The organism is Dyadobacter sp. Leaf189 (assembly GCF_001424405.1).
GTDB lineage: Bacteria > Bacteroidota > Bacteroidia > Cytophagales > Spirosomataceae > Dyadobacter.
Genome location: NZ_LMPS01000004.1, coordinates 852,892 through 879,373 on the forward strand (window position 1 = coordinate 852,892; position 26,482 = coordinate 879,373).

The window sequence follows — 26,482 nt, forward strand, 5'->3', positions numbered from 1 at the left end:
ACCAACCCCGATGAGACTCCCTATATATCAGATTGATGCTTTTACCGATAAACTTTTTGGAGGTAACCCTGCCGCAGTTGTTCCATTAGAGCAATGGCTGCCGGACGAAACCATGCTTAATATAGCAGCAGAAAACAATCTTGCTGAAACTGCATTCTACATTCCTACTGAAAATGGCTTTCATATCCGCTGGTTTACGCCTTCGGTAGAAGTTGATCTTTGCGGGCATGCGACACTGGCTACTGCCTATGTGATTTTTAATATTCAGAATTACGAGGGTTATACGATATCATTTCAGTCACGAAGCGGCGAGCTGCGCGTGGATTGCAAAGAAGACTGGCTAACACTTAATTTTCCGGCAGATCAATACCATGTGGCAGTACCGCCTCCGGCATTGGCAGAAAGTCTGAACACGACGCATCTGCTGGAAGTTTATAAAGGAAAAACAGATTACATGGTCGTTGTCGAGTCAGAAGATATCGTGCGCAATCTGGATTTTGACATCATTATTCTTTCTACTATTCCTGCAAGAGGCATTATCGTGACCGCGCCGGGTGAAGATGTGGATTTTGTGTCAAGGTTCTTTGCACCTCAGTCTGGTATTGACGAAGATCCGGTCACTGGCTCGGCGCATACCACCCTTATCCCTTACTGGGCTGAGAAGCTTGAAAAGAACAAGCTGGTCGCCAAGCAGCTTTCCAAGAGAGGTGGCTATCTTAAATGCGAGCTCGACGGCGACCGTGTTTACATTGGCGGCCAGGCGAAATTGTACCTCAAAGGAGAAATTCTGGTCGACGATTAAGCCGCCCGCTTTCCTGAAAGTTTTGTTCGTTGTCCCGCATACAATCCGCCAATTACAAGGATTGTTCCGGCTATGGTATAGCCTGTAATCGGCTCGGACATCAACCACCAGGCGAAGAAGAAACCGAACAAGGGACAGAGAAACAGCCACAATGAAGCCTTGACGGTATCAATGCGCAAGAGGTAGAACCAGCAGATCAACCCTGCGATTGATACCGCCAGGCTCAACCATAAAACGGAGCCCCAGAAAACTTTGTCATAAACAGTTGCTGACAGATCGCTGAGCAGAAATGTTGCGGGCAATAACAATATGCCGCCAATGAAAACCTGCCAGCCGTTGATCAGCAAGTTGGGCAGCTCCCAATTGACAGATGCGTAGTAAACACTGGCTGCGGATACTGCTACCATGCTGATCAGCAGCAGCGTTATTCCTCCGACAGTCGTGTAGCTGTCTGCCAGCAAAGGATAGGTAGCAATGCCGATCCCCGCCATTCCCAGCACAATCCCGAGCCACTCTTCCTTCTGCGGCTTGCGCTTTAACCACCACGATGATAGCAAAACGATAATCAGCGGATTGGTGGACACTGCCAGGCTACCTATGCCGGCAGCGGTATATTTCATTGCGCACACGTAGAGGCCCAGGTATAACGTTGTATTCAAAAAACCAAAGACGGCCAATTGCTTCCATTCTTTTTTATTCGGCATGCGGTAGGTTGAACCTTTGCCAAATGCATAAGAAAATGAAAGGAGCAAAATGCCCGCAATAAAGAAGCGCACGTTTGCCAACACCAAAGGAGGAGCAGATTGCACCCCGAATTTGGTTGCAACTGAGGCTGAGGACCACAAAATGGAAAAAAGAAGACCAATACCTATATTTTTCACACACGAAACAGATTATGGATCAAAAATACAGGATGCATTTCGGCTTCCGCCGGCACTTTTCATATTTTTGAGCATGATTACTCGAAAAAATGTACTGCTTTTCGCATTTCTTCTGACAAGCTGGTGCACTCCTGCATTTTCCCAGAATCAATGGACGTACGACTTTAACAATGGGCTGAATCCGATTGAAAGCGGCGGACCTGCATTGAAAGTACTTGGGCAACCAGGGCAGTACATCAAAGAAAAGATCCCCGGCTCCGATTACCTCAACCGCACGATCTATCAATTTGAAAACAACAGCGGATTACAGTTTAACAATACGGAAGCGAAGGGATTTCTGAGCAAATCGTTTACTGTCGAGATATATTTCAAAATGACGGAGCTCGACAGCTGGAAGCGGGTTCTCGATTTTAAAAACCGCAAAAGCGATTACGGAAGTTACATCTATGACGGGAAACTGAATTTCTACGATTACGCGATCGGTGAGAAAGCTCCGGTGAGAGCCAATCAGTATGTGCATTATGTGTACTCGCGTGACTTCGATACCAAGACTATCAAGATGTACATCAATGGTCAGTCGAAGCTGGAATTCAAAGATCCCGGAAGTGAGGGAATGCTGGACCAGGACCAGGTACTTAACTTTTTTCAGGATGACCTGGTTGCCAACCACGAAGCCAGTTCAGGCTCCATTGCATTGATCCGTGTTTATGATCGTGTGATGACGCCTGTTTTTGTAAGGAGAAGCTACCAGACGATCAGCAAAACCTTCAAAGAGCCAGTTGCAAAGGAGGAAGAAACTGCTCCTCAGCCGGAGGAAAAGGTGGCAGAAAAACCAGGGCGGAACAAAAACCTTTCGCTGGTTACGGGGAAAGTTTACGACGGCCGCAACCTCAAACCTGTACATGATGCGGAGGTAATGGTAAGAAAGTCGGACAACGATTCTCTGGTTGCGCAGACTAAAACGGTAGAAGGAGTTTATAATTTTGAACTGACTCCGTACGAGTCTTACCGGATTTCGGCACGTGCAGACGGGTTTCAAAGCAAGAGTGTAGCCGTCAAAACCACCAATAGGTATGAGGAAATCAAGTCGCTGATCAGTCTGGCACCGGAAACCTACACCACTCCATTAACAACACTGTACTTCAACCAGGGAACGGAAGAAATAGACGGGCAGTCACTGACTGACCTGGATTCCATTGCCGGCTACTTTCAAAAACATCCTGGCTTAAAGATCCTTTTGAAAGGCCATACGGACAATACCGGGAATTTTGAGAAGAACCTTGAACTATCCAATAAGCGGGTAGAAACGGTAAAAACGCATTTGATCGGAAAAGGAATTCCGGCAGACCGCATAGAAGGAAACGGTTACGGCTCGGCACAGCCGAAGCGGGTGAACAGGTCGGAGACAGACAAGCGCTCGAACCGTCGGGTAGACATTTGGGCGGAGCCTGTAAAAAGATAAAGCCATCTCATTGAGATGGCTTTATACTGACTATTCCTAAACCCTTAACCTTTTCTTTTCTTTTATATCTTAAACCGTTTGCAGTTAATAAAAGATCCTGCGAGCGGGTTGCATATCTAAAGTAATGTCGTTGTTAATGCTACTCCCTTTTTTGATGATTAATCACTTTTACGGTTTTTAATGGTAAAAAGATCAATCCTGGTTTTTAACAACGCGCTGACATCCTCTGTATCATCTCATTTTATAGCTGCCTGACACTGAGGAAGGCATATTCTTGTTTTATTTATACAAATATAAAACAATTTCGATTAGCATCATGGTTTAATTCAATTTTAACCTCCGCCAACCGTGATACAAATATCAGCGTTAATTTTGAAATTACAAAGTTGTTGATTTTACGGCAACAAAATTTTATTGGGAATTAAATATCAATTTTAACCTCCTTTTTGCAACTTTATCTTTTTATCGAGAGGTAGTATTTTATATTATTTCGAATAAATAGAAAAAAACCAAATATTCTATAATCTTGAAATAATTATATTTTCTTAAAAATGTACAATCATTGGTTATAATTGTTCATTGCCGATTGTATTCCCAAAGTACAAAAAGTAGTAACCATGTCGCCAGCCTTGTCCAGGAATATCGGTAATTCGATCATTTCCTCTGGGGAAAAAGCCTTTAACACATAATCTACTTGCCTGCCGCGAGGAAAATTGTTACCTATCCCAAAGCGCAACCGGGGATATTCCGACGAGCCGAGCAATTCTTCGATGTTTCTCAAACCATTGTGCCCGCCGTGACTTCCCTTGGGCTTGATACGCAATGTACCGAACGGAAGTTGCAGCTCGTCAACAATCACCAGCGTGTTTTCGGCAGAGACTTTGAACTGGTCCATATAGTACCGCAAAGCCTTTCCGCTCAGGTTCATATATGTTGTGGGCTTGATAAAATAGATCTGCCTACCCTTGTATTTCCATTCTGCTACAAACGCCAGCTTCTCAAAGCTGAACTTAAAATCGTGCTGCGCAGCCAGCCTGTCCAGTACCATAAATCCGACATTATGCCGGGTAAAAGCATATTCCGGACCGATATTTCCCAATCCGGCAATAAGGTATTTCATTTGTCAAAAGTTTTTGATTTCGTAATAGAGCACTTAATTTAGGCTAAAATTCAGGGAAAATACATGATGCCCCAAAAACGATTGATACTAAGTAGCCCTTTGCTGGAAATCATGATCAGCCGGTTGTGCCAGCAGTTGATTGAAAACCACCAGGATTTTTCCAATTCGGTGGTAATGGGGCTGCAGCCGCGCGGGATCTACTTTGCCGAGCGCATTGTTGCCGAGCTGCGCGAAAGAACAGGGAAGAATATTCCATTGGGTTACCTGGATGCTACATTCTACCGGGACGATTTCAGAAGAAGAGAGTCGCCACTGGTACCAAATAAAACCAATGTGCCGTTTTTGATCGAGGGCAAAAAAGTGATCCTGATTGACGATGTTCTTGCCAGCGGCAGAATGGTACGTGCTGCACTGGACGCAATGACTGCATTTGGCCGGCCAAAAGTGGTTGAGCTAATGGTATTGATTGATCGCCGCTATAATCGCGAGCTGCCTCTTGGTCCAGACTATGCGGGAATGAAAGTAAGTACAGTTGAGAGCCAGCGTGTTCAAGTTGAATGGAAAGAACAAGGTTTTGAACAGGACCACATCTGGCTGGTAGACTAGATAAGTCAGCGTGGGCGTGAAGCTTCTTTCAAGCCCACTTTTCCGATCTCTTCTGTATTGTAAGTCAGCTTGTTGACATAAAAAACCTCCCTGCCCTGCCCTATCGTTGAAGTACCGATTCGCTGCATTCCGTAGGCAAGGAAATACTGGCCGTACCAAGGCGACAGGTAGCCGTCTTCATTATTGAGCACTTTCTCTTTCTCCGATTTCGGGTTAATCTTGAATTTTTCAGTTTCCACCACCACTTTGTCCCGGTTGATCACCTCGGTGTGAATTTCACCTTCCTGTGGATAAGCGAGCACAAAATAATCGTCAACGGGCGTTACCTGCACCATTTCCTGCAGATCGAAGCTGGTAAGATCTTTAATGGTGATCGTGTTGTCCCACATAAACTTTCCATTCCTGTCGAACCCGCAAACTATTGCGTGCGTGTACCGATAGCCTTCCAGCGAGCGGGAAATGTAAGGACGGGTAATGCCACCGGAGATAATCGGATTAGATGAACGTTGATTGGGATAGTAAACTTCGGCAACCAGCACGATTTCTTCGGGTGTCTGGATCAGCTCGTGAACCAGCAGGCGGTACCGAAAACGGTTTTCCTTGCCTAGACTCTTTCTTTTACCAATTTTTTCCAAAACGCGCTGCCTACGTTTCGGTTTCATGTAATTGAAGAAATTTTGCAGATCAGAAAATTCAATAAACTGCGCTTCTTTGGGCGTATCATCCTCAATGTGCGTAACATACAAACCCTGAGAGTATTGGGTACAGCCCACTGAATAGTTTCCAATCAGGTAAGAATCGTCAGAATTAAGTGGCACAATTTGTCCTGAAATGAAGCTGTATCTTGGGTCGCTTAATGTTGTTTTCTTTAAAAACTTCCCGTCATAATTGTAAGTTTTGATCTCGAAAACACAGTTTTTCTTCCGGTAAGCGTAGGTAATTACATTGATATAGCCGTCGATCTCATTGATATCTACATTGTTCAGCTCAGTATTTTTCTCGAAGAGCCCGGGTAAGACCCGGGTGGTATGGTCGAAAAAGGAATGGACGATCACCACGGGCCGGGAGCGATAGTAGCCGGAAACCAACGCTTTGCTGCCGATAACTTTGAACTGCTGCACATCCACACCAGACAACAGGTTTCCTTTGAACGTATCAATGGACCCATCGTTGAAGTTAAGTTGCAAGAAGAGGAACTTGTCGGTATCCGGTTCTGCGAAAAGCCAGTATCCCGACTCTTCTCCCTTGTACGCCATGACAGGGATATACCGGAAATCAAGCTTGTAAGCAGTCCGCCAGAGTACTTTCAGCGTTGTATCGTACTTTACAAAATTCCATTTCTCATTGCGACTGCTCGAATATTCATCCCCACGGATTACGGAGAGAATACCTTTTTCACCCAGACTAAATACTTCAAATTGCTCCGAGGTAGAAGAACTGGTCGGGATCTCCAACCGATCAGACTGGTGGAGCTGCGCCCACGCGCCGGTGAATGGAGCCAGAAGAATAAGCAGCAGTATATTTGTCCGGAAAAAACGAAGCAGGTAATTGGACATAACTTCTTCCTGGTGGGGTGTAACTCTCTTCAATATTTACCCTAATTTTGCATCAAAAAAGATAACATCACTATTAATATAAGAAATATTTTCATTCAAATAAAAACGACAGGAAATGCGTCCCGGCATTCAGGAGCACACTTCCGCTTACACCATTTTTCATGACAATTGAAGCTATATTAAAAGACGATATCCAAAAAGCGATCCAAAAGCATTTCGATATTGATGTTGAGGAAGTCATTTTGCAACCAACAAAAAAAGAATTTGAGGGCTTTTATACATTCGTAACCTTCCCGCTTACCAAAACAACCCGCAAAGCGCCTGCCGAGATCGGACAAATCATCGGCGCATCGCTTGTTGAAGCCTCTTCTGTGGTACAGAGCTTCAATGTAGTTCAGGGGTTTCTTAATATCAGCTTAAAGGATCAAACCTGGCTCGACCTGCTTGAAAAGATGAAAAGCGATCCTGACTATGGCACTTCGCCTTCGAACGGCGCGTCGGTTATGGTCGAATTTTCTTCCCCGAATACCAATAAACCCCTGCACCTGGGGCATTTAAGAAACAACTTCCTGGGCGATTCCTTGTCGAGGATACTGAAAGCGAGTGGTTACGATATCGTCAAAACGTGCCTTGTAAACGACCGTGGAATTCACATTTGCAAGTCAATGCTAGCTTACCGTGAGCTTGGAAACGGGGAAACGCCGGAATCCAGCGGGATCAAAGGCGACCATTTGGCTGGTAAATACTACGTAAAGTTTGACCAGGAATATAAAAAGCAGATCCAGGAGCTGGTTGGGCAGGGAATGAAGGAAGAGGAAGCTGCTAAAAAGGCGCCCTGGATGCTGGAAGCCCAGCGGATATTGCTGTTGTGGGAACAAGGCGACGCAGATACCGTTGCGCTCTGGCAGAAAATGAACAGCTGGGTTTATGCAGGTTTTGGAGAAACCTATAAAAAGATTGGCGTAACATTTGATAAAACATACTACGAATCAGATACTTACCTTCTAGGAAAAGATATTATCGAAGAGGGGCTGCAAAAAGGAGTTTTTTACCGCAAAGACGACAATTCTGTTTGGATTAACCTGGCAGACGAAGGTCTGGACGAGAAACTGGTACTCCGTGGCGATGGTACCTCTGTCTATATCACACAGGATCTAGGAACAACCGAGCTAAAAAACAGCGATTTTCATAACGACCGCTATCTGTGGGTAGTTGGCAACGAGCAGGATTACCATTTCAAAGTTCTTTTTGCGATTTTGAAAAAGCTGGGAAGAACCTATTCGGAAGGTTGCTACCACATCAGCTACGGAATGGTCGACCTGCCATCGGGTAAAATGAAATCCCGTGAGGGAACCGTAGTGGATGCAGATGATCTCATTGCAGAGATGATCCAGACAGCCGCCGACCGCACCCAGGAACTGGGAAAGATAGACGATTTTGACAGTGCAGAAGCGAAGCAGCTTTATAACCAGCTGGCAATGGGCGCGCTGAAATACTTTTTACTTAAAGTGGATCCGAAGAAGAGAATGCTCTTTAACCCGGCCGAATCCATTGATTTCCAGGGACACACGGGGCCATTTATTCAATATACTTACGCCCGGATACGCTCCATTATGAGAAAGGCGGAGCAAGCGGGTATTGAAGCGGTTATTCCAAGCCCCGATTACGCAATGCACCAGTCGGAACGCGAGCTGATTTTCGCATTGGCCCAGTTTCCGTCCAAGGTGACGTCAGCAGCAAGCGAGTTTGCCCCGTCGATTATTTCGCTATATGCATTTGAGCTGGCCAAAGTTTATAACCAGTTCTATGCAGAGGTATCCATTTTCTCCGATCCAAATCCGGACGCAGTTCGTTTCAGGGTTGCATTATCGCAGGTTGTTTCGGAAACAATTCAAAAAAGTTTAGGGTTATTGGGAATAGAAGTTCCGGAGCGTATGTAAAGCTGAGTTTCACGCGTTTATTGATAGATTTGTATAAACCATAACCAAAACTAATATGAGCTTTCTTAAATCGATTTTAATTATGATTACATCTCTGATCGGCGGTTTGTTTGCTGATAAAAGTGAAACCGCATCGCGTCCTGCTACACACGAAGCTGCGAAACAAACACTCTACGATTTCAAGGTAAAATCACTGGTTGGCGGGAAAACAGTGGATTTGAGCAAGTACAAAGGTAAAAAGGTGGTTATACTCAATGTTGCTTCCAAATGCGGCTACACCAAGCAATATGCTGATTGGGAAAAATTCAACAAAGAGCATGGCGACAAAGTGGTTGTACTCGGCTTCCCGGCTAATAATTTCGGCGGACAAGAACCAGGTACGAGCGAAGAAATCGCGACATTCTGCTCCGCTACTTATGGCGTTACTTTCCCGATGTTTGAGAAAGTGTCTGTTTTGGGAGAAGACCAGGCGCCTATTTACAAGTGGCTGAGCACAAAAGAATTGAACGGCTGGAATGACAAAGTACCAACCTGGAATTTCTGCAAGTACGTTATTAATGAAAATGGCGAGCTGACCAACTTCTTCGCTTCAAAAGTATTGCCAACAGATCCTGAGTTTTTGAAATCTGTCGGAATTTAATATTCCAAAATGCGAGCTGCCAGTGTTACATCGGCAGCTCGCATTACCTTCTCCATCAAAATCAAACACACATTAACATGAAAGATATTATCGAAGCCAAACGCTATCTGTCAAATGCAAAAGCGATACTGAGCGAGAAAGCACAAAAAGAGGACGGTTATTATAAAGATAGAAAATATGTAAAGATGGCGGGACACACTGCTTACGCCGGCGTGCTTGTTGCTCTTGACAGCATTTTAGGAGAAAAGAAGAAGAAAACGAGAAAGAGCCTGGAATGGTACCAGAAGGAACTGGCTTCACTCGACAAAAAGATTTTATCTGATTTTATGGCAGTATATGACATTCTCCATCTTTCCATGAGCTACGATGGAATATTGAGAGCTAGTGTTTCAGCAGATGGCCTGTACCTTGCAGAAAAAATCATTAACTGGGCCGAGCAAAAGACAAAAGCCGAGGCTTAGCATTTCCCAACAATCTATTACCTAGAATGAACCCCTGGATTGAGGCCGCCCGGCCAAGAACGTTACCTCTGTCATTATCCTGCATTATCATGGGCTGCTTCCTGGCGGCTTCAACGGGAAATTTCCATTGGTCGGTTGCTGCATTGAGCGTACTTACCACCATTATTTTACAGGTACTTTCCAATTTTGCCAACGATTATGGTGACGCTGTAAATGGAAAAGATACCGATTTACGCGAGGGTCCGCGCCGTGCTGTTCATTCCGGCCACATTACGGCCTCTTTGATGTTGAAAGCGATTATCTGGTTTTCTGCGCTGGCATTGATATCCGGCATTTCCCTGCTGGTAATCGCATTGAACGATGCACCAAAGAGCGCATTCTGGGTATTCTTCGGAGTTGGTGTGGCCTGCATAATTGCAGCGATTACCTACACTGCCGGCAAGCGGCCCTACGGCTACGTGGGACTTGGCGACTTATCCGTGCTGATCTTTTTCGGTTGGGTAGGCGTACTCGGAAGCAGCTACCTGCACACGCATTTATGGGACTGGTCGCTTTTACTTCCTGCAAGCAGCTGCGGCTTATTTGCAGTGGGCGTATTGAATATCAACAACATTCGCGATATCGATTCCGACAGAGCCACAGGCAAGAACTCAATTCCCGTTCGGCTTGGACGTGAAAAAGCAATAGCTTATCACTGGTTTATCCTGGTTACAGGGATGCTCTGCGTGTCGGTTTATACATACCTTCATTTTTCCGGGTTACAAAACCTGCTGTTCCTGCTCAGCTTCCCATTATTTATCAGGAATGGACTGGCAATTTCCACGTTGAAGAAAGCACAGGAACTTGACCCCTACCTCAAACAAATGGCGCTTTCAACCTTGTTTTTTGTAATCCTGTTTGGCATTGGCGTAGTACTGTAAGCTATTTCATGTACTGCTTAATTGCATTCCCTAGCAAGGTATAACCCTTCGCATTCGGGTGCAGGCCGTCGCTGAACAGTGTTTCATCTATTTTTCCGCTGGATGTCAGAAACACCTTTCCGGGATCCATATAACCTACACTTTCCTCACCAGTCAGTTGTGCAAGCTGTTCGTTTAATGCAGCGACACGGGCCTCCTGGTCTCTCCGCGGGTAAATCCCCAGCATCGTAATTTTTGCATCAGGCTGGTGGTATTTCAATGCCTTGATCAGCAGCTTCCAGCCTTCCACGATCTCCGCATCTGTATTCAGGTGAAGGTTATTTGTACCAATGTTCACAAAAATCTGCTTGGCACTGAACCCGGCCAGCTCGCCGTGATATATTCGCCAGAGTACGTTTTCAATGCGGTCCCAGCCGTAGCCCAGGTTACGTGAATTCTTCCCGAAAGTGTCGTTCCACGAAGCATCGCTCACAGCACGCGGACCTTTTGGCAAGCCTCCCCAGAAATGCGTGATAGAATTGCCGATCACAATAGTCTCAGGTGCCGATTTCTTGTTTAATTCGAGTATTTCCCGGTGCCTTACTTCCCAGTCATAATTATTGAGCTCGCGAAGTTGGGTGATAGGCTTTGTTGTGGAAGCTTCACCGGTATACTCATGTAAGATGCTGCGCAAGTGCTTCTCATAACCTTCCGCATACCGCATCATACCTAAGTCTGTCTGATGCGTTCCGTCCACGGTTGTTTCAATATCCTGGTCAAAGTCCTTTTTTGGGATCAGATAAAGATTCGCAATTCCTTCTGATTTTAACCTGGCAAACGCAGCTTTCAGGATTACATTCACCTCTTCATAAAAATGCTTGCTTTCCGGATTTATGTCTTCATCGGTATAGCCCGCATGCTCGGCGAGTGCAATGGGAGTTTGCGGATGTTTTTGACGCAGTGATTTAACAGTAGCCAATATCCTGTCACGAACTTCCTCCGCCGTAACGGGCATCTTGGAGTCTGGGCGGATTGTCAGGTTGGGTAAACAGTCTAAAATGAAAATGTGGGCGTCAATCTCATTCACCAGATCCACCACTTCCTTTTCCAGTCGGCCATTACCCGAAAACGCGAGGTTGATCAGTGGCCTGTCCATTTTCCGGCCGACAATGGAAGTCCACGCCATACCCGGCCGCGACGCGCAGGCTCCCTGCGCAATGGAGGTACCATATACAACGATCGGCTTCTCGGGCCGAACAGGCAGCGGAGTAAACACAACACCTTCCGGTACCCCTATTTCCAGCCATTTCACATTATTATAAAGTGGCAGAAACAGCCGGTACTCCCGTCCTTTCTGGTGGTAGTTATCATTAGGTTCCAGTCCCCTGAAAGTATAGGTAATCGTATCGCCGAATGCATATTTCCCCGCACACCACCTCGATGCGCCGTCGCTGCTGACCGCATACAAGTCTACGCCGCTCACGCCTGTAGCCGGCATGTGAGGCAATGCATGTTTACCGCCGACGGTATATCTTATCTTGATCTCGGAAGAGTTCGACCGGAACCTGATCATCAATCCGGCAGATTGGTTTGACAATCCCCAAATTGCTTCCCTCACCTGCTTTTCCGCTTTCGCAGGTAACCTGTCATAAGGATTTTTCAACTCCTTCGCAGGCCAAGCCTGACCTTCAATGACCGGAAAAGACGCGCTCTGCGGATTCCACCAACTGGTTTTTAAATTTTGAGCTTGCAGGGCAAAGCAATAGCAAACGAAAGCAGGGATAAGGAGCTTGATTTTCATAAACACAAAAAATGGGTACTTGTATTGCTACAAAGTACCCACCGGTCATTTTCTTTTCTATATCGGGCAACTATTTCACAAGCACGCCATCGGCAATAAATGTAAGTTCCTGCTTTGGTTCGGTGATTTTGGCAATTTCCTCTTTGCTCTGACCGGCATCTTTCGCATAATGCTGCAAATGCTCAACAGGTACCATCTTCTTCTGAGCTTCTCCTTCGAAAACGACGGTTTTACCAGCAATATCTTTGGGCACGAAAAAACCGTAATCCTTGAACATCACGCGCATTGTCTCCCCATTATCCAGCTTCACTTTCATCCAGCAGCCTTTCACCTGACAAACCGACTCAACTGTGCCGCTTACCTTCGCTTCCATCTCCGTTTTATCGCCCATTTTAGCTGGCAATGCACTCGCTTCTATCGCCTTTTTATCATTGATCTCTTTTCCAAAAGTGTTTGCAGATTGCGCGCTGGCTACAAAGCTGCTTACTGTCATGCATAGTAGTATGAATAGTTTTTTCATTTTAATTAATATTAAATGATCAAATAATTACCTGATTTCAAATGTACTACAACTTACCACGAATGTACAAATCCGTTTATTCCAGAACCTCCACCCAGCCTTTGCAGTGATTTCCCTGCGGCGTATCGACCACGTAAAAGTAAGTCCCGTTGCCGATTCCTTTACCCCAGTCATTTTTGTAGTCGGCTGCTTTGAAAACCGATTTCCCCCACCGATTGAAAACTTCAAGCGAAGCGGGCGATACCGGCACGATGAAAGTGTCATTCTTACCGTCCCCATTTGGCGTAATCACATTAGTCAGCGTAAATGGAGGCGACGCTTTTACTTTCCTGGATGTTGTCAGCGGGCAGCCGGCTGCATTGTAGGAGGTCAACACAACCGTATATTCTCCCGGTGTTTCATACTGGTACTCTCCCACCTGCTCATCGGTGATTGTATTACCAAAGCCAAGGTTCCATTCGTAGCGGGCTGCATTGCGCGTTTTATTGGACAGTGAGTAGCTAAAAGGTTCATTGCATGCGCCACCGGAAGTGACAATCTCGAAATCAGGCGCATGCGCTTTATCCACTTTCACCGTTATCTCACGCACTGGTCGGCAACCGTCAGCATAAGTTCCTTCAACAACATACGTTGTCGTTTCCTCGGGCTTTACAGTTACCGTTTTCCCGATTGTTTCGGGCAGTCCTTTTACGGGTAACCAGCGGTACCGGGTTGCTTCGCCGGATACCGTAAGTACCACACTCGCTCCCTGGCACGCCTCCGTATCCGCCATTTCCACGAAATCGTTTTTCTTTTCTACCAACACTTTTACTTTCTTATCAACCTTGCAACCACTTGCATTGCTGATTTCCACATTGTACTCGGTGGTTTCTTTTACAATCGCAACCGGATTGGCAATGGAAGCATTACTTAGTCCGGTGGCCGGAGACCATTTGAATTGCGTACCACCTTGTGCGAGTAATTGTACGGATGAATTCTCGCAAACAGCCGTATCAGCCGTCAATTTCGCATTGAGCGTCTCTACTATGATCGTTTTTTCTGCAATATCGATACGTTTGCAACTCAGCCGGTTGTACGCTTTAAGTGTGACTTTGTATTCACCTGGTTTTGTAAAAACATATTCAGCCTGATCATCTTCCCGCGAGATTGTACTGCCTCCCACTTCCCAGATATAATCAATGCCACCTTCACTGGTATTGACGAAAGACAGCGACAATGGCGCACATCCACGGAGTACATTTTTGGAGCTGCCCGAGTACACATCGAAATCAGCCTTCAACCGATCGATATCTATTTTGAATGCTGCATTGTTACAATTATTACTATTATTCGTTTCCGACCACGCTTGTGGTGTTACAGGAAAATGGCTGCCGCCGCAAGCGCAAGTCGCATGGTAAATCGTTCCGTTTTTATCAAACCGGCTTGTCCCGCCGTCCACGTGGTCGCCCTGAATACCCGGCGTGTTGCTCTGGCTGCCAAAATAAGTAGCGTACAAAAGCGACTTCGCGCCTTGTTCGAGGATAGCGATGTAAAAATTATGTCCATTAGTGACAGGCTGAATCGCGTCTTCTGTAACAGGAAGTCCTACGGTGCTGCTAAGCGGATTATTATTGGTGCTGTTATTTACATTGCCACCCCAGCCCGCTATGTAAATGTTGCCGCACTCACTGACCAGAAAAGCAGTAGGAGAAATATCAGGTGCGCCCCGGCCGGAGCCGATAACTGTGGAAAAATTGCTTTTGGAAAGTGACGCGTCAAGTGAATGGACAAACTGGCCACTTTTTGCATTGTTATAAACACCTGCGCTGACAGGATAGTCGCCGGTCGTAAGCCCGTACACAAAAACGTTTCCGCCGGCATCGGTATCGAGCAGATATGCGCCGTCTTCTTTGTCGGTACCGATATAGGTGATATTTAAAAGCTTGTCTGCATTGTACCTTGCCACAAATCCGTCCTCGGTGCCTTTTAGCATTTTTTGGTAAGAAGTGGCGCTGGTGGTCAGCTGTGCGCTTTTGGTAGATCCTGTTACATAGATATCTCCATTTTGCAGCGATTTCAATGAATGTGCCGCGTCAGCCTTTTCGCCCCCCAGGTAAGTGCTCCACAGAAGGGTGCTCAGGCCGGGATCGAGTTTAGACACAATTCCGTCCTGCGATCCGTTAAGTTTGTTTTGTACCGGATTTTTTAATGGAAAATTACCGGAGCCTGTTGACGAAACCACCAGCACATTATCGCTTTGGTCTACCACGATTTCACCACGAAAAGTATCTCCGTAGTTTCGGATGGTGAATGCGGGGCTGTTACTTACCCCATCGTTTCCATTGCCTCCCAGGTAAGTGGAAGCGGAGAGCTGTTTTCCGTCTGCGCTCAGTTTTGATATAAAGATATCAGCTCCATTGGCCATGTCGAGGCCCGAGATAGGTATACTGGGTGTACCGCCGCCAAAAGCCCTTTGAAATGCATTGACCCGCGTCGGGAAATTTTTGGAAGATGTTGTACCCAGGATCAACAGCTCGTTTTTAGAATTGACAATCAGACTATTCGGCACATCGGTATCTTCCCCGCCCAGGAATGTGGCAAAAACGAGGCCGCTTCCGTCGGGTGTGAATTTCAGGATCGAAACATCAACCAAACCTTCAAATTTCGTCTGAAATGCGCCAACTGTTGCCGGGAAGTTAGCCCCGAACACCGTACCTCCGGAATACAGATTTCCTTGTGCATCATAAGTAGCAGTGTGCCCCCAGTTGTCGGCAACGGAACCAGAATAAGTTGAAAAAATAAGCTCCGGATCTATCGTCAGCGGCAGTTTTTTATCAAAACCATTTGGGAGAATAAATTCAGCTGTGCTGCCCGATAGCCGGAATGCAGAAGGTACCTCTACCGCTTTGTTACGGACCGTCTGAAATGAATAAGGCGCTGCTTCTTTGAATTGCCCGACCGACGTTTTTACGAGAATCTGCTTATCATTATTGAGTGTAACTTCCTGTGCCCCATTGTATTTCAATCTGATCAGCGATGGATCGGCATTAGGTCTGACGACAAACTCGTATTTGAGTTTCAAACGGTGGAGATATACACGCAGGTCAATGCCAGGGTAGATATTCTCATATAAAACTTCTTCAAACCCGCGGACACCACTGGCCCATTTAGTTTCATCTTTCCCTAAGAAATAGCTGAACTGCGTTTTGACCGCGATTTTCGGTGTGTGCTTTACTTGATTGCTCGCGTTTTCAAACAAAACCTCGACCCCGTGAGCAGGTATCATGGAAGGATCAAGTGCATTCCCTTTCGCAACCGGCGAATTTACAGGCGCTTTACCATGCAGGCTTGCAACTTTGGAAGCATCGTACAGCACATAAACCATTGACTGGCTTTTCAGAAACAGGAAACCTCCCGGAATCTCCGCGCGGAAAAGAATATCGGCAGCCCACTGACCGCGGTTTTCGATGAAATACATCCCGCCGGCCAGCGATTTTCCTGTCCCAAAGGCAAGGACCGATAACAATACCAGGATCAGCCGTAAAGTTTTGTGCATAGAAGAAGTGCCAGTGTTCTACTTGAACGCAGAAACCGAGATGATATTTTCGCAGAATTCATATTCCTGTTTCACATTGGAACCCAGCAAAACGAGCTGGTCCTGAGTGTATTTGGTAATATGATCAAGGTACCATTGAATGCCGCTCACATCAAGATTCGTGGTGGGTTCATCCAGGAAAATAATGGGTACATCGGACATAAATGCCAGTCCGAGCTTTACGCGCTGTTTCATCCCCGAAGAAAAATGACGGAGCACTTTGCCACTTGCGTGTGACAGCTGGATGATCTCTTCGAAATCCTGAACCGTAAGTCCATTTTTTAACGGCTTGAATTTGATATGAAACTGCACAAGCTCCCGCAACGTGAATTCCTCGATTAGTTCAAGATAAGGTGCGGCCAGTACCAGGTGCTTGTACCAATGGTCGGTTTCAACCGGTTTTCCTGCATTGTCGGTGTAAGTAACACTGCCTTCCGACGCGGGCACCATGCCGGTAAGTAGTTGAAGAAGTGTAGATTTGCCACTTCCGTTCGGGCCGACGAATGTATACATCTGTCCATCCGAAAGTTCAAATGTTGCCTTTCGGATTATCCATTCCTTTACAAACTTTTTACCCAGATTTTCAACAGATATCTGCACAATTGAGGTATTCGGCTTTTGTTAAATTTGTTTTGACTGTAAAAGCACTGTCGCAGCAGATCAGGCTTTATCTCCTTTTTTATGTTTCTCCTCAATCGTAAGCTTGACCAGCTCAATGCGGGTATCCTGCATGGAAACGACCTGGAAAGAATAAGGAGGAATACTCACGGTTTCATTTACGTCTGGCAAATCGCCGTAGTAATGGATTACCATTCCCGCGAGGGTATCGTAATCGCCCTCGGGAAGCTCCCAGCCGTATTTTTCATTGAGGTAATCTAGCTCGTGGCGCGCACTCAGGATGTAGCTATCATCGTCAAGCTGGCGCTCAGTCCAGTCTTCTGTGGTATCATATTCATCCTGTATCTCACCGAATATCTGTTCAACCACATCCTCCACACTGATCAGTCCGGAAGTACCGCCAAATTCATCGACTACCAGTGCCAGGCTCCTTCTTTCTTCCAGAAAACGGAGCATCAGGTCGCGCGCGGGCATTGCTTCGGGCACGATCATGATAGGCGTGATTATGTTACTGATCTCCTTTGGCTTTTTAAATAGCGCCAGTGCGTGACAGTAACCCAACACTTCGTCGACGGATTCTTTATGTACGATAATTTTCGAATGCCCGCTGGTCAGAAATGCAGTCCGTAGGTCTTCAATGGTTGCATTCACATTCACGGCGGATATTTCGGTCCGCGGTATCATACAATCCCTGATCCTGAGATCCTTGAAGTCCAATGCATTGATAAACATTCTTTCTTCGATGCTGTGATCGTCAAAATCAGGATCATCAGCCGAAACGATATCGTCGCGCAGTGAAGCATTGAGGATATTTTCTTTCACAAAAGGCTCAACCAGCCAGTATAGCGGCGTCATCAGCCACTCCCCGAACCGGACCGGAAAAGCGGAGAGATCAAGTATTTTAGGAAAGCTCCTGCCAACCTTGACCCAGGTAGTATAACAAAACATCCATATGCAAACCAATGCAGCAAAGAGCCCGGCAACGAGCAGCACTTCCTGCCATCCTGCATGCAATGCGAGATAAGGATAAATGGTGATTACGGCTGCAAAACAACCCAATGCGACGGTTAGCAACCGGATCATGCGCAATATCCGCCGCCAGTAGAGCGTCTGGATCACCTGCTCGGTTTTCTCGTGGCGAAAGGAATAACGGTCAATGGAAATATCGAGCAACACCGACCTGACCGCGCCGAAATAGCCTGCAAGAATGAAAGAGACAATAGTAAAAGCCAGCGAAACTGTGTTCATTTTTTTGCGGTTGTACGCGTTTTAGCCTGCGGGGCGGGAGTATCTGTTTTTTCAGGCTTGCCTGCTGCGGCAGCCTTCAATCTGCTGAATTGAAAAACGAGGAAGCAAACAATGCTCAACAGCAGAAGCCAGTAGCTCTCAAACAATCCTGCCCTACGAAATTCCAATACCCACACAACCAAAAATCCGAGCGCAAGTGCCAAAAGTATGGTTCTGGAAAGTTTTGAGTTCATTTAGAAAAGAAGAAATAAAGAAAAGGCGACTGCTACTGTCACCAGATTCAAAGATACACAGATTGTGCCAAAACGGTTGTAAGTTGATAAATGTTCGTTTTAACGCATAATAAACCTCTTCTTTCTCCTCCATTTTCTCTAAAATGGCTAACTTGCGACCTTGCCACCCAGTTCATTTTTGATATCTGGATAGCCTAATCATTTCTTGAAAAAATATAAAAAGTTACTATGAGCGAAACCACAAAACGCTTTGCACCCGGTGTAGTTACCGGAGACGGAGTTAGCGAGATCTTCCGTCATGCCAATGAAAACAATTATGCTCTTCCGGCAGTTAATGTAGTAGGTACCAATTCAGTGAATGCTGTTCTGGAAACCGCAAAATCTGTAAACAGCCCAGTTATCATTCAATTCTCCAACGGAGGCGCCATATTCTACGCAGGAAAAAGCTTGTCAAACACCGATCAGCGGGCGGCAATAGCAGGCGGTATCTCCGGCGCAATGCACGTACACCAAATGGCAGCACTTTATGGCGTTCCCGTGATCTTGCATACAGACCACTGTGCGAAAAAATTGCTTCCTTGGATCGACGGTCTGCTTGAAGCCGGCGAGCGCCATTTTGACCAGCATGGTATTCCATTGTATAGCTCTCACATGCTCGATCTTTCGGAGGAGCCGATTGAGGAAAACATTGAGATTTCGGCTAAATATTTCGAGAGAATGGCGAAAATCGGCATGACACTTGAAATCGAATTGGGTGTAACAGGCGGCGAAGAAGACGGTGTTGATAATAGCGATGTCGATAGCTCAAAATTGTACACCCAGCCGGAAGAAGTGGCTTATGCTTACGAAGAGCTTTCTAAAATTTCACCCAACTTCACCATTGCAGCTGCATTTGGAAACGTTCACGGCGTTTATAAGCCAGGTAATGTGAAACTGGAGCCGAAAATCCTTCGCAATTCACAAAACTACATTCAGGAGAAATTCGGTACCGGCGAGCTGCCTGTCAACTTCGTATTTCACGGAGGATCTGGTTCTTCCCGCGAAGAAATTCGTGAGGCGATTGAGTACGGTGCGATCAAAATGAACATTGACACGGATATGCAATGGTCAACCTGGGAAGGAATTTTGAAATATTACAAAGAAAACGAAGGCTTCCTGCAGACACAATTGGGTAATCCAAATGGTCCTGATTCTCCAAACAAAAAATATTACGATCCACGTGTGTGGCTGCGTAAAGGTGAGGAAAGCATGATTGCCCGCCTGAAAGCCGCATTTGAAGATTTGAATTGCATTAATCAGCTGGGATAATTAGGCAATTTATAGTTAAGCAAGAAAGAGCAGGTCGGACGGCCTGCTCTTTCTTTGTGCTAAGCTTCCACCATCATCCGCTCGCGGTGCTTGACACCCCAGTCCCGCAGGACTTCTATTACTACTTTCAATGAATGCCCGTATTCGGTCAGGGAATATTCAACTGTCACCGGGATGGTGGCGAAGACTGTTCTTTTTACAAGTTCATGTGATTCGAGGTCGCGCAGCTCTTTCGAAAGCATCTTATCTGTGATGCCCGGGATCTCCTTGGCGATCTGTGAGAAACGTTTGTTTCCGTACATCAGAGATATGATGATCGGCAGCTTCCATTTTCCATTCAATACCTCCAATGCATCTCTTACAGGCAGAATGCACTTGGAGCACTCCTCCTTCCTGGTAAGCTGCGCAGCTATTAGTTCCTGCTCCATAATGAATCAATTTAGCTATCCTTTTGTATAGTACTTACAAATGTATAGTTTATTGCTATAAGTTTCTGAAAGAATTTAATAAAGCATTAAAAACCATGAGCGAACTCATAGAAAAATTGAAATGGCGCTATGCCGCCAAGCGTATGACGGGCGAAACAATACCCGCAGAAAAGCTGAACAACATACTTGAATCCATTAACCTCGCACCCTCCTCCGTCGGGTTACAACCTTATAACGTGATCGTAGTTCAGGATCAGGCAACAAAAGAAAAGATACATGTTGCTGCTCCCCAGCCCCAGGTACTGGAAGCTTCACACATTCTCATTTTTGCAGCCTGGGAAAAAATAAGCACGCAGGATATTTCGAAGTACATCGACCTGATCGCTGATACCCGCGGCATTTCCAAAGAATCGCTTGCAGGTTTTCAGAGCAGCATCAACGGCGGCATACTGTCCAGAACAGAAGAAGCAAACTTTCAATGGGCCGCCCGCCAGGCGTATATCGGGCTCGGTCACGCGCTGGTAGCAGCCGCAGTGGAACAGGTAGATGCAACACCCATGGAAGGTTTCGATGCAAAAGCACTCGACGAGATTCTTGGCCTGAATGAAAAAGGACTCCGCAGTGTTGTCATCGTAACTCTGGGCTACCGCGACAGCGAAAAGGATCCGCTTTCCGGTGCCAAGAAGGTCAGAAGACCACATGATGATTTCTTTATAACTGTTTAGAAAATACCTGCTATGAAAGTCGAAATATGGAGTGACGTGATGTGCCCGTTCTGCTATATCGGGAAAAGGAAGTTTGAAAACGCCCTGGCTGAGTTTCCGGAGCGGGACAAAATCCAGGTGGAATGGAAGAGCTTCCAGCTTAATCCCCAAATGAAGACAGAGCCTGGTAAGAGCATCAACGAATATCTTGCCGAAACAAAAGGCTGGACTCCTGAGTATGCAAGCCAGGTGAATGATCACGTCACCAATATGGCGGCAGAAGTGGGACTAGAATACAACATGGATAAAGCTGTGCTCGCGAATTCGTTCGATGCCCACCGTTTTTTACAGTTTGCCAAAACAAAAGGCCTGGGTGACGCCGCAGAAGAGCAGCTGTTTAAAGCTTATTTTACCGACGGGAAAAACACTGCCGACCATACTACACTTGTGGAACTGGGTACCGCAATCGGGCTGGATAGTACTGAATTGAGTACTGTGCTTGAAGGTACCCGTTTCAGCGAGGATGTGCGGCGCGACGTTTATGAAGCACAGCAGGTTGGCGCACGCGGTGTTCCCTTCTTTGTACTTGATCGTAAGTATGCAGTTTCCGGAGCACAGCCCTCGGAAACCTTCCTGGGCGCATTGAAGCAGTCTTTTACAGAATGGGAAAAAGCCAATCCCCAGCCGCTGGTGGCATTTGGCGATGGTGCCAGCTGCGACGTAGACGGTTCTTGCTAGCTCTTTGGCTCCGGCCCGGTTCGCTCAGGGTGACAAGTAGCTTGTCACCCTGAGCGAACCGGGCCGCCGGGCGGTGAAGGGCTGGTATGGTTATGTAGTAAAGTCAGGAACAAGGGTTAAGTTATTTCAACTATTTTGTGCTTATTGCGCAAATAGTTGCATAATAAGCAGATACCCTACCGTTTCTATCAGCACTTTACACTAATACTATGCGTTTGGGATTGCTCTATTTGTTGTTCTCCGCTTTATGTGGACTTTCATACGCGGGCGGTATTCGCGGAAAGATCAGCACAAAATCCGGCCAGCCCCTGCCCTATGCGGGTATTGCAGTGAAGGGAACCAGCAATGGAACAATGGCCAATGCAGAAGGGGATTATGAGTTTACATTGCCCGCAGGCACTTACGAGATCAATTTCCAGTTCCTTGGTTTTAAGTCTCTGACCAAAGCTGTAACAGTCACAAGTGATTTCGTTGAGCTGAATGTAACGCTGGAAGAACAGGCACTTAACCTCAATGAGGCAACTGTCGGCAAAACGAAGGAAGATCCTGCGTACAGCATCATGCGACGCGCTATTGCAAAAGCACGTTTCCACCAGTTGCAGCTGCGCGGTTATACAGCAAAGGTATATGCAAGAAGCACTGCCCTTCCGACCAAGATCCCCTACCTTCTTGAAAAAAGACTAAAAAAAGAAGGTATCCAGGAAGGCAAAGCTTTTATTAATGAGAGTGTCGCGGAAATCAAATACCGCCGGCCTAACAGTTACAGCCAGCGTATCGTATCTACACGCAACAGTCTGGACAACAGCATTCCTTCTCCCAACGATTACATTCTCGCCAGCTTATATAGTCCTGAGATAGCAGGTACCATCTCGCCGCTTTCGCCCAAAGCATTTTCGTATTACAAATTTGAATATGAGGGATACTTTGAGGAGCAGGGACAGATTGTAAACAAGATCCGGGTGGTCCCGAAAGCTTACGGAGAGGGTGTTTTTAAAGGCAGTCTCTTTATCCTGGAAGATCGCTGGGCTATTCACAGCTACGATCTGCAGACTACAACAAGTGGTCTGGACATTTCTGCAAAGCAACTTTTCACTCCCATTCAAAACGTATGGATCCCGGTCAACCAGCAATTCCGGCTTACCGGAAGCTACCTCGGCTTCGCGGGTGAATTCAAATATCTTGTTTCACTGACTTACCAGAAGCTCGACGTCGATCCGGGTTTGAAAGAAGATATCGTCATCAACGATCATAAAAAAGCGCCCGAAAAAGAAGTTGCCGGCTCTACAAAAAACCTGAACAATCTGATCAAAGAGCAAAAGGAGTTTTCAACCAAAAACTTCCGGAAGCTGACCAGACAATACGAGAAAGAACAGAAAAAGGAAAAGAAAACCGCAATTAACGATGACCGGCTGGTGCGCTCGGACTCTATTGTAATTGACTCAATGGCGAACAAGCGGGATACCACTTACTGGCAGGCGCTGCGGCCCATTCCGCTTACGAGGTCGGAAATATCAAGCTATCAGATGCAGGACAGCATCAAGGTTGTCAAAGATTCTGCCGGCGTCAGAAAACGGCCCGACTCTCTTTACTTTAAACCAATGCACATCCTGACAGGGAATACTTATGCATTGGGAAACCGTAATACATTTTATTTCAAAAGTCCGATCTGGGCAATCAGCTACAATACGGTAGAGGGAAATTCAGTGAACCTGATCACGGAATGGACAAAGCGGTGGGGCAGATCTTCGTATCTGAGCGTCCGCCCGCTGGTCAGGTATTCTTTCGGGAGAAAGCGGGTTTATGGAAATGTTGAAACCAACATTGGCAACAACAAATGGAACCTCTTTCTGACCGGAGGGGAAATGGCGGCGCAGATCAATAATGAGAATCCGATCCCGCCTCTTCCCAATAGTATGGCGGCGCGTTTTTTCGACCGGAACTTCATGAAACTATACCAAAAGCAATTTGGCAAAGTTGAATTTTCATTAAAGAATATCGCTGACGTAGTCACATTGAATGCAGGAGTCGAATTCGAACACCGGAAAGAACTGTTTAACCAGGAAAGCGCCCGGCCGATTTTCTTCTGGAATAAATACAGCTACACCTCAAACCGCCCCGATAATAAAGAATTGGCGAATACCGGCTTTCCGATCCATAATGCCACTATCCTCGACCTCACAGCGACTATCCGCCCGTGGCGAAGGTACCTGATCCGGAATGGGGAAAAGCGTTACCTGAGAAGTAAAGGCCCTTCATTTATTGTTAATTATAAAAGCGGGCTTGCCTTCGCAGGAGACGTGGATTATTCACTTTTGCAGGGAACAATCAGACAGAACCTCAGCCTTGGCCCGAGAAGCAACCTGGAATATTTCGTGAATGGAGGCGGGTTTTTGAGTAAAAACCAGATGTATTTCCCCGATTTCCGCCACTTTATGGGAAATGAGTTTTTCTTTCAATATGCCTACCCGCCTGATCAGTTCCGAATGCTGCCTTACTACCAATACAGTACTGCAAGCCCGTTTTTCCAGGCGCATGCTACATTCAGCACGCAGCGGTTTGTGATCACCCGGATAGAAGCGTTGCGGACCACCGGCATCTCTGAGACTTTGCAACTGCATTATCTGAGTGTACCGACGATCCGCAACTATTCCGAAATCGTGTATGGAATTGACGACATCCTGAGAGTGCTGCGACTGGAAGCTGTTGCCCAGTTTCAAGGCACCAAATTTCAGGGAATGGGATGGCGTTTCGGAACCTCCATCCGCATTGGCCGCTAATTATTTGCCCGCAGGAGCCTTGAACCGCGGCGTCTCTTTGGGCAATGAAGGATAAACGTTGTTTTCAGGGTTGATATCGGCCATTCTCATGCTTGGATCAATGACCACCAGCGAGATATCGGCTACATTACGATTAATCGAGAAACTGTATTCTGGATAAGTCCAGCCCCAGTCGGGCATTAAAGTTGTTTTAGAATACAGCTTTTCATCCTTTTCGCCGCGCATGATTTCCAATGGAATGTAAAAGTTCTCCTGCGTCCCGTCTTTATAGCTCACCACCACATCGAGCGGCATTGGCATTTGCCCGATACGCTCAATCACAATGTCGGTTTTTCCTGCATTCGATACTACTTCCTTGATTCCGTAATCAATGGTTTTGGTAGTTCCAACAAAATCTTCGAGGTACCAGTCCAGTTCAAGACCCGATTCCTTTTCCATAATCCTTTTCAAATCTGTCGGATTTGGATGCTTGAATTTCCATTCATTGAAATAACGCTTCATTCCACTCGCCAGCTTGTCTTTACCAATAATATAGCCCAACTGGTTCAGGAACACAGAGCCTTTGGAATAAGCACCAATCGAGTAAGCACGATTGGTATTATAATGGTCTGAATGCGTAGTCAGCGGCTCTTCCAGTCCAGACTTTGCTAAACTCCTGTAACTCGCGGTACTTCCTCTATGCGGATCATTTCTGGAAGGGAAAAGTTCAGCCATAACCAGGTTTTCGGCATAAGTTGTAAAACCTTCGTCCATCCAGGCGTACTTGGATTCATTGGTTCCCAATATCATCTGGAACCAGCTGTGTATCGATTCGTGCACGGTTACACCCACAAGTCCGGCCAGTTTTTGTCTGCCCAGTATCAACGTTCCCATGGGATACTCCATTCCTCCATCACCACCCTGTATCACCGAGTATTGTTTGTAAGGATACCTTCCGAATTTCTCATTCATAATTTGGAAACAGCGTACTGCCAGCGGCTGCATGTCTTTCCAGGCTTTGGCAATGGAGTCCGTTTCTGGCTGGTAGAAGAAATGCATATCCAATTTATCATCCACCTTCACTACATCGTGCTTGTAGTTCCGGTCGGCTGCCCACATAAAATCATGTACTTCGGGTGCAATGAAATGCCAGGTCAGCTTTTCACCGGGCTTGTGCGTTACTTCCTTCTGGGAATAGCCGTGGCCGATCTTGTCAGGATTTTGCAGGTAGCCTGTTGCAGCAATTGTATAAGCTGCATCCATTTTGATTTTCACATCAAAATCACCCCAGATACCGTAAAATTCACGGGCAATGTAAGGATTGGAATGCCAGCCTTCATAATCGTATTCACTCATTTTGGGATACCACTGCGCCATCGAATAATCGATACCTTCCCGGTTGTCACGGCCCGTTCTCCTGATCTGGATAGGCACCTGCGCCTCAAATTCCATTTCAAATGTATGCTGCGACTTCGGCAGGATCTTCTCGGCTAATGTAACTTCCAGGATTGTCCCTACCACCTCGTACTTCACCGCTTTTCCATTGTGCTTTAATGAAAGCACTTTTTCGTAACCGATTTCAGAAGGTGACAATTTGGAGATCCGGTCTTTCACGCGAGCGTCGGGGTCGCTTATCGTCCGTGACCGAACATCCATCTGACTTCCCGGCTGGAATGCATTCAGGTACAGATGGTAAAAAACTTTATGAAGGGTGTCAGGTGAATTATTGCTGTAAACCAGCTTTTGAGTTCCCTTATACTGATGTTTGGTAGCGTCAAAGTCGACTTCCATCTGATACTTTGCGCGTTGCTGCCACCGGTCGCTTTGTGCTGATACTTTGGTGATCATCGGGATGACAAGCAGCAGCAATACTTTCAATTTCATTATCAATTATTAATTAGCAGGTTGTGAATTAGTTAGTTTATGCAAAATAACGTTTTTACCGGATTTTCAATTTTGTAACAGAGACCGTAGCTATGATTGCAGTTATAATTAAATCGCTATGAAACTGTATAAAAAATGAACTTTCCTCCTTATTCTGGGCATCATTCTCTACAACAAAGCGTGATAAATGCGGCTCAAAACGCCTGAATCGGCGATTTAGCCACTTTTTACAGATTCAAAGCTTTTGGCACATAATTGGTAATTAACAGAGCATAGATATTAGAAAACTAAACACTTTGTCAA

Annotated in this window: 21 protein-coding genes; 11 read left to right on the forward strand and 10 right to left on the reverse strand. The window is 46.1% G+C overall.

Features of this window, described 5'->3' with window-relative positions:
- Positions 1 to 10: 10 nt before the first annotated feature.
- Positions 11 to 802, forward strand: coding sequence for a PhzF family phenazine biosynthesis protein (locus ASG33_RS12900; protein WP_056285441.1), 792 nt, complete (start codon positions 11 to 13; stop codon positions 800 to 802).
- On the opposite strand, the gene ASG33_RS12905 is transcribed toward ASG33_RS12900, so the two are convergent.
- Positions 799 to 1,683 (reverse strand): DMT family transporter, encoded by an 885-nt coding sequence (locus tag ASG33_RS12905; protein ID WP_056285446.1) that lies wholly within the window; start codon positions 1,681 to 1,683, stop codon positions 799 to 801. The two genes, ASG33_RS12900 and ASG33_RS12905, sit on opposite strands and share 4 nt — an antisense overlap.
- A gap of 73 nt (positions 1,684 to 1,756) precedes the next feature.
- On the opposite strand from ASG33_RS12905, the gene ASG33_RS12910 reads away from it, so the two are divergent.
- Positions 1,757 to 3,145 (forward strand): OmpA family protein, encoded by a 1,389-nt coding sequence (locus ASG33_RS12910; RefSeq protein WP_056285451.1) that lies wholly within the window; start codon positions 1,757 to 1,759, stop codon positions 3,143 to 3,145.
- A 559-nt stretch (positions 3,146 to 3,704) separates the two neighbouring features.
- Here ASG33_RS12910 and pth read toward each other — a convergent pair.
- Positions 3,705 to 4,265 carry an aminoacyl-tRNA hydrolase gene (gene pth, locus ASG33_RS12915; RefSeq protein WP_056285456.1) on the reverse strand — a complete coding sequence of 187 codons (561 nt, stop codon included), beginning with the start codon at positions 4,263 to 4,265 and terminating at the stop codon, positions 3,705 to 3,707.
- Positions 4,266 to 4,331: 66 nt separating this feature from the next.
- Here pth and pyrR point away from each other — a divergent pair, with 66 nt between their 5' ends.
- A complete protein-coding gene (gene pyrR, locus ASG33_RS12920; RefSeq protein WP_056286515.1) occupies positions 4,332 to 4,871 on the forward strand; it encodes a bifunctional pyr operon transcriptional regulator/uracil phosphoribosyltransferase PyrR in 540 nt (179 codons plus the stop codon).
- A gap of 5 nt (positions 4,872 to 4,876) precedes the next feature.
- Here the strand turns inward: pyrR and ASG33_RS12925 are convergent, their stop codons facing one another.
- Positions 4,877 to 6,460 carry a hypothetical protein gene (locus tag ASG33_RS12925; protein ID WP_229238631.1) on the reverse strand — a complete coding sequence of 528 codons (1,584 nt, stop codon included), beginning with the start codon at positions 6,458 to 6,460 and terminating at the stop codon, positions 4,877 to 4,879.
- A gap of 128 nt (positions 6,461 to 6,588) precedes the next feature.
- Between ASG33_RS12925 and argS the strand changes: the two genes are divergently transcribed.
- The 4 genes from argS to ASG33_RS12945 all read left to right on the forward strand — a co-directional run bounded on the left by argS (position 6,589) and on the right by ASG33_RS12945 (position 10,388).
- Positions 6,589 to 8,367 (forward strand): arginine--tRNA ligase, encoded by a 1,779-nt coding sequence (gene argS, locus ASG33_RS12930; RefSeq protein ID WP_056285459.1) that lies wholly within the window; start codon positions 6,589 to 6,591, stop codon positions 8,365 to 8,367.
- An 82-nt stretch (positions 8,368 to 8,449) separates the two neighbouring features.
- Positions 8,450 to 9,007: a glutathione peroxidase gene (locus ASG33_RS12935; RefSeq protein ID WP_229238632.1), complete on the forward strand. Its 558-nt coding sequence runs from the start codon at positions 8,450 to 8,452 to the stop codon at positions 9,005 to 9,007.
- A gap of 77 nt (positions 9,008 to 9,084) precedes the next feature.
- Entirely contained in the window at positions 9,085 to 9,468 is a 384-nt protein-coding gene (locus ASG33_RS12940) for a DUF5618 family protein (protein ID WP_056285465.1), read from the forward strand.
- Positions 9,469 to 9,494: 26 nt separating this feature from the next.
- The gene (locus ASG33_RS12945) at positions 9,495 to 10,388 is read left to right on the forward strand and encodes a 1,4-dihydroxy-2-naphthoate polyprenyltransferase (protein WP_056285468.1); all 894 of its coding nucleotides are present in this window, start codon (positions 9,495 to 9,497) and stop codon (positions 10,386 to 10,388) included.
- 1 nt (position 10,389) lies between these two features.
- Here ASG33_RS12945 and ASG33_RS12950 read toward each other — a convergent pair whose 3' ends face one another.
- The 5 genes from ASG33_RS12950 to ASG33_RS12970 all read right to left on the reverse strand — a co-directional run bounded on the left by ASG33_RS12950 (position 10,390) and on the right by ASG33_RS12970 (position 18,128).
- A complete protein-coding gene (locus tag ASG33_RS12950; protein WP_056285471.1) occupies positions 10,390 to 12,168 on the reverse strand; it encodes an SGNH/GDSL hydrolase family protein in 1,779 nt (592 codons plus the stop codon).
- A 70-nt stretch (positions 12,169 to 12,238) separates the two neighbouring features.
- A complete protein-coding gene (locus tag ASG33_RS12955; protein ID WP_056285474.1) occupies positions 12,239 to 12,688 on the reverse strand; it encodes a DUF4920 domain-containing protein in 450 nt (149 codons plus the stop codon).
- 76 nt (positions 12,689 to 12,764) lie between these two features.
- Entirely contained in the window at positions 12,765 to 16,223 is a 3,459-nt protein-coding gene (locus tag ASG33_RS12960; RefSeq protein WP_056285477.1) for a gliding motility-associated C-terminal domain-containing protein, read from the reverse strand.
- A gap of 18 nt (positions 16,224 to 16,241) precedes the next feature.
- A complete protein-coding gene (locus tag ASG33_RS12965) occupies positions 16,242 to 16,862 on the reverse strand; it encodes an ABC transporter ATP-binding protein (protein WP_056285479.1) in 621 nt (206 codons plus the stop codon).
- 60 nt (positions 16,863 to 16,922) lie between these two features.
- Positions 16,923 to 18,128, reverse strand: coding sequence for a hemolysin family protein (locus ASG33_RS12970; RefSeq protein ID WP_056285482.1), 1,206 nt, complete (start codon positions 18,126 to 18,128; stop codon positions 16,923 to 16,925).
- Between the two features lie 461 nt (positions 18,129 to 18,589).
- Between ASG33_RS12970 and fbaA the strand changes: the two genes are divergently transcribed.
- Positions 18,590 to 19,669, forward strand: a complete 1,080-nt coding sequence (fbaA, locus tag ASG33_RS12980) for a class II fructose-bisphosphate aldolase (RefSeq protein ID WP_056285487.1) — start codon at positions 18,590 to 18,592, stop codon at positions 19,667 to 19,669.
- A gap of 59 nt (positions 19,670 to 19,728) precedes the next feature.
- Here fbaA and ASG33_RS12985 read toward each other — a convergent pair whose 3' ends face one another.
- A complete protein-coding gene (locus ASG33_RS12985; protein ID WP_056285490.1) occupies positions 19,729 to 20,097 on the reverse strand; it encodes a helix-turn-helix domain-containing protein in 369 nt (122 codons plus the stop codon).
- Between the two features lie 95 nt (positions 20,098 to 20,192).
- Between ASG33_RS12985 and ASG33_RS12990 the strand changes: the two genes are divergently transcribed.
- The 3 genes from ASG33_RS12990 to ASG33_RS13000 all read left to right on the forward strand — a co-directional run bounded on the left by ASG33_RS12990 (position 20,193) and on the right by ASG33_RS13000 (position 24,316).
- Positions 20,193 to 20,822, forward strand: a complete 630-nt coding sequence (locus ASG33_RS12990) for an NAD(P)H-dependent oxidoreductase (RefSeq protein ID WP_056285493.1) — start codon at positions 20,193 to 20,195, stop codon at positions 20,820 to 20,822.
- A 12-nt stretch (positions 20,823 to 20,834) separates the two neighbouring features.
- Positions 20,835 to 21,539, forward strand: coding sequence for a DsbA family protein (locus ASG33_RS12995; protein ID WP_056285496.1), 705 nt, complete (start codon positions 20,835 to 20,837; stop codon positions 21,537 to 21,539).
- A gap of 209 nt (positions 21,540 to 21,748) precedes the next feature.
- Positions 21,749 to 24,316 carry a DUF5686 and carboxypeptidase regulatory-like domain-containing protein gene (locus ASG33_RS13000; RefSeq protein WP_056285498.1) on the forward strand — a complete coding sequence of 856 codons (2,568 nt, stop codon included), beginning with the start codon at positions 21,749 to 21,751 and terminating at the stop codon, positions 24,314 to 24,316.
- On the opposite strand, the gene ASG33_RS13005 is transcribed toward ASG33_RS13000, so the two are convergent.
- Positions 24,317 to 26,179: a M1 family metallopeptidase gene (locus ASG33_RS13005; RefSeq protein WP_056285501.1), complete on the reverse strand. Its 1,863-nt coding sequence runs from the start codon at positions 26,177 to 26,179 to the stop codon at positions 24,317 to 24,319.
- Between the last annotated feature and the right edge of the window lie 303 nt (positions 26,180 to 26,482).

What these genes read in the sequence shown, in the direction of transcription:
- ASG33_RS12935 (WP_229238632.1), top strand. Translation starts at nt 8,450, where the DNA reads ATGATTACATCTCTGATCGGCGGTTTGTTTGCTGATAAAAGTGAAACC.
- ASG33_RS12985 (WP_056285490.1), bottom strand. Translation starts at nt 20,097, where the DNA reads ATGGAGCAGGAACTAATAGCTGCGCAGCTTACCAGGAAGGAGGAGTGC.
- fbaA (WP_056285487.1), top strand. Translation starts at nt 18,590, where the DNA reads ATGAGCGAAACCACAAAACGCTTTGCACCCGGTGTAGTTACCGGAGAC.
- ASG33_RS13000 (WP_056285498.1), top strand. Translation starts at nt 21,749, where the DNA reads ATGCGTTTGGGATTGCTCTATTTGTTGTTCTCCGCTTTATGTGGACTT.
- ASG33_RS12970 (WP_056285482.1), bottom strand. Translation starts at nt 18,128, where the DNA reads ATGAACACAGTTTCGCTGGCTTTTACTATTGTCTCTTTCATTCTTGCA.
- ASG33_RS12960 (WP_056285477.1), bottom strand. Translation starts at nt 16,223, where the DNA reads ATGCACAAAACTTTACGGCTGATCCTGGTATTGTTATCGGTCCTTGCC.
- ASG33_RS12990 (WP_056285493.1), top strand. Translation starts at nt 20,193, where the DNA reads ATGAGCGAACTCATAGAAAAATTGAAATGGCGCTATGCCGCCAAGCGT.
- ASG33_RS12900 (WP_056285441.1), top strand. Translation starts at nt 11, where the DNA reads ATGAGACTCCCTATATATCAGATTGATGCTTTTACCGATAAACTTTTT.
- ASG33_RS12910 (WP_056285451.1), top strand. Translation starts at nt 1,757, where the DNA reads ATGATTACTCGAAAAAATGTACTGCTTTTCGCATTTCTTCTGACAAGC.
- ASG33_RS13005 (WP_056285501.1), bottom strand. Translation starts at nt 26,179, where the DNA reads ATGAAATTGAAAGTATTGCTGCTGCTTGTCATCCCGATGATCACCAAA.
- ASG33_RS12950 (WP_056285471.1), bottom strand. Translation starts at nt 12,168, where the DNA reads ATGAAAATCAAGCTCCTTATCCCTGCTTTCGTTTGCTATTGCTTTGCC.
- pyrR (WP_056286515.1), top strand. Translation starts at nt 4,332, where the DNA reads ATGCCCCAAAAACGATTGATACTAAGTAGCCCTTTGCTGGAAATCATG.
- ASG33_RS12955 (WP_056285474.1), bottom strand. Translation starts at nt 12,688, where the DNA reads ATGAAAAAACTATTCATACTACTATGCATGACAGTAAGCAGCTTTGTA.
- ASG33_RS12995 (WP_056285496.1), top strand. Translation starts at nt 20,835, where the DNA reads ATGAAAGTCGAAATATGGAGTGACGTGATGTGCCCGTTCTGCTATATC.
- ASG33_RS12940 (WP_056285465.1), top strand. Translation starts at nt 9,085, where the DNA reads ATGAAAGATATTATCGAAGCCAAACGCTATCTGTCAAATGCAAAAGCG.
- pth (WP_056285456.1), bottom strand. Translation starts at nt 4,265, where the DNA reads ATGAAATACCTTATTGCCGGATTGGGAAATATCGGTCCGGAATATGCT.
- argS (WP_056285459.1), top strand. Translation starts at nt 6,589, where the DNA reads ATGACAATTGAAGCTATATTAAAAGACGATATCCAAAAAGCGATCCAA.
- ASG33_RS12945 (WP_056285468.1), top strand. Translation starts at nt 9,495, where the DNA reads ATGAACCCCTGGATTGAGGCCGCCCGGCCAAGAACGTTACCTCTGTCA.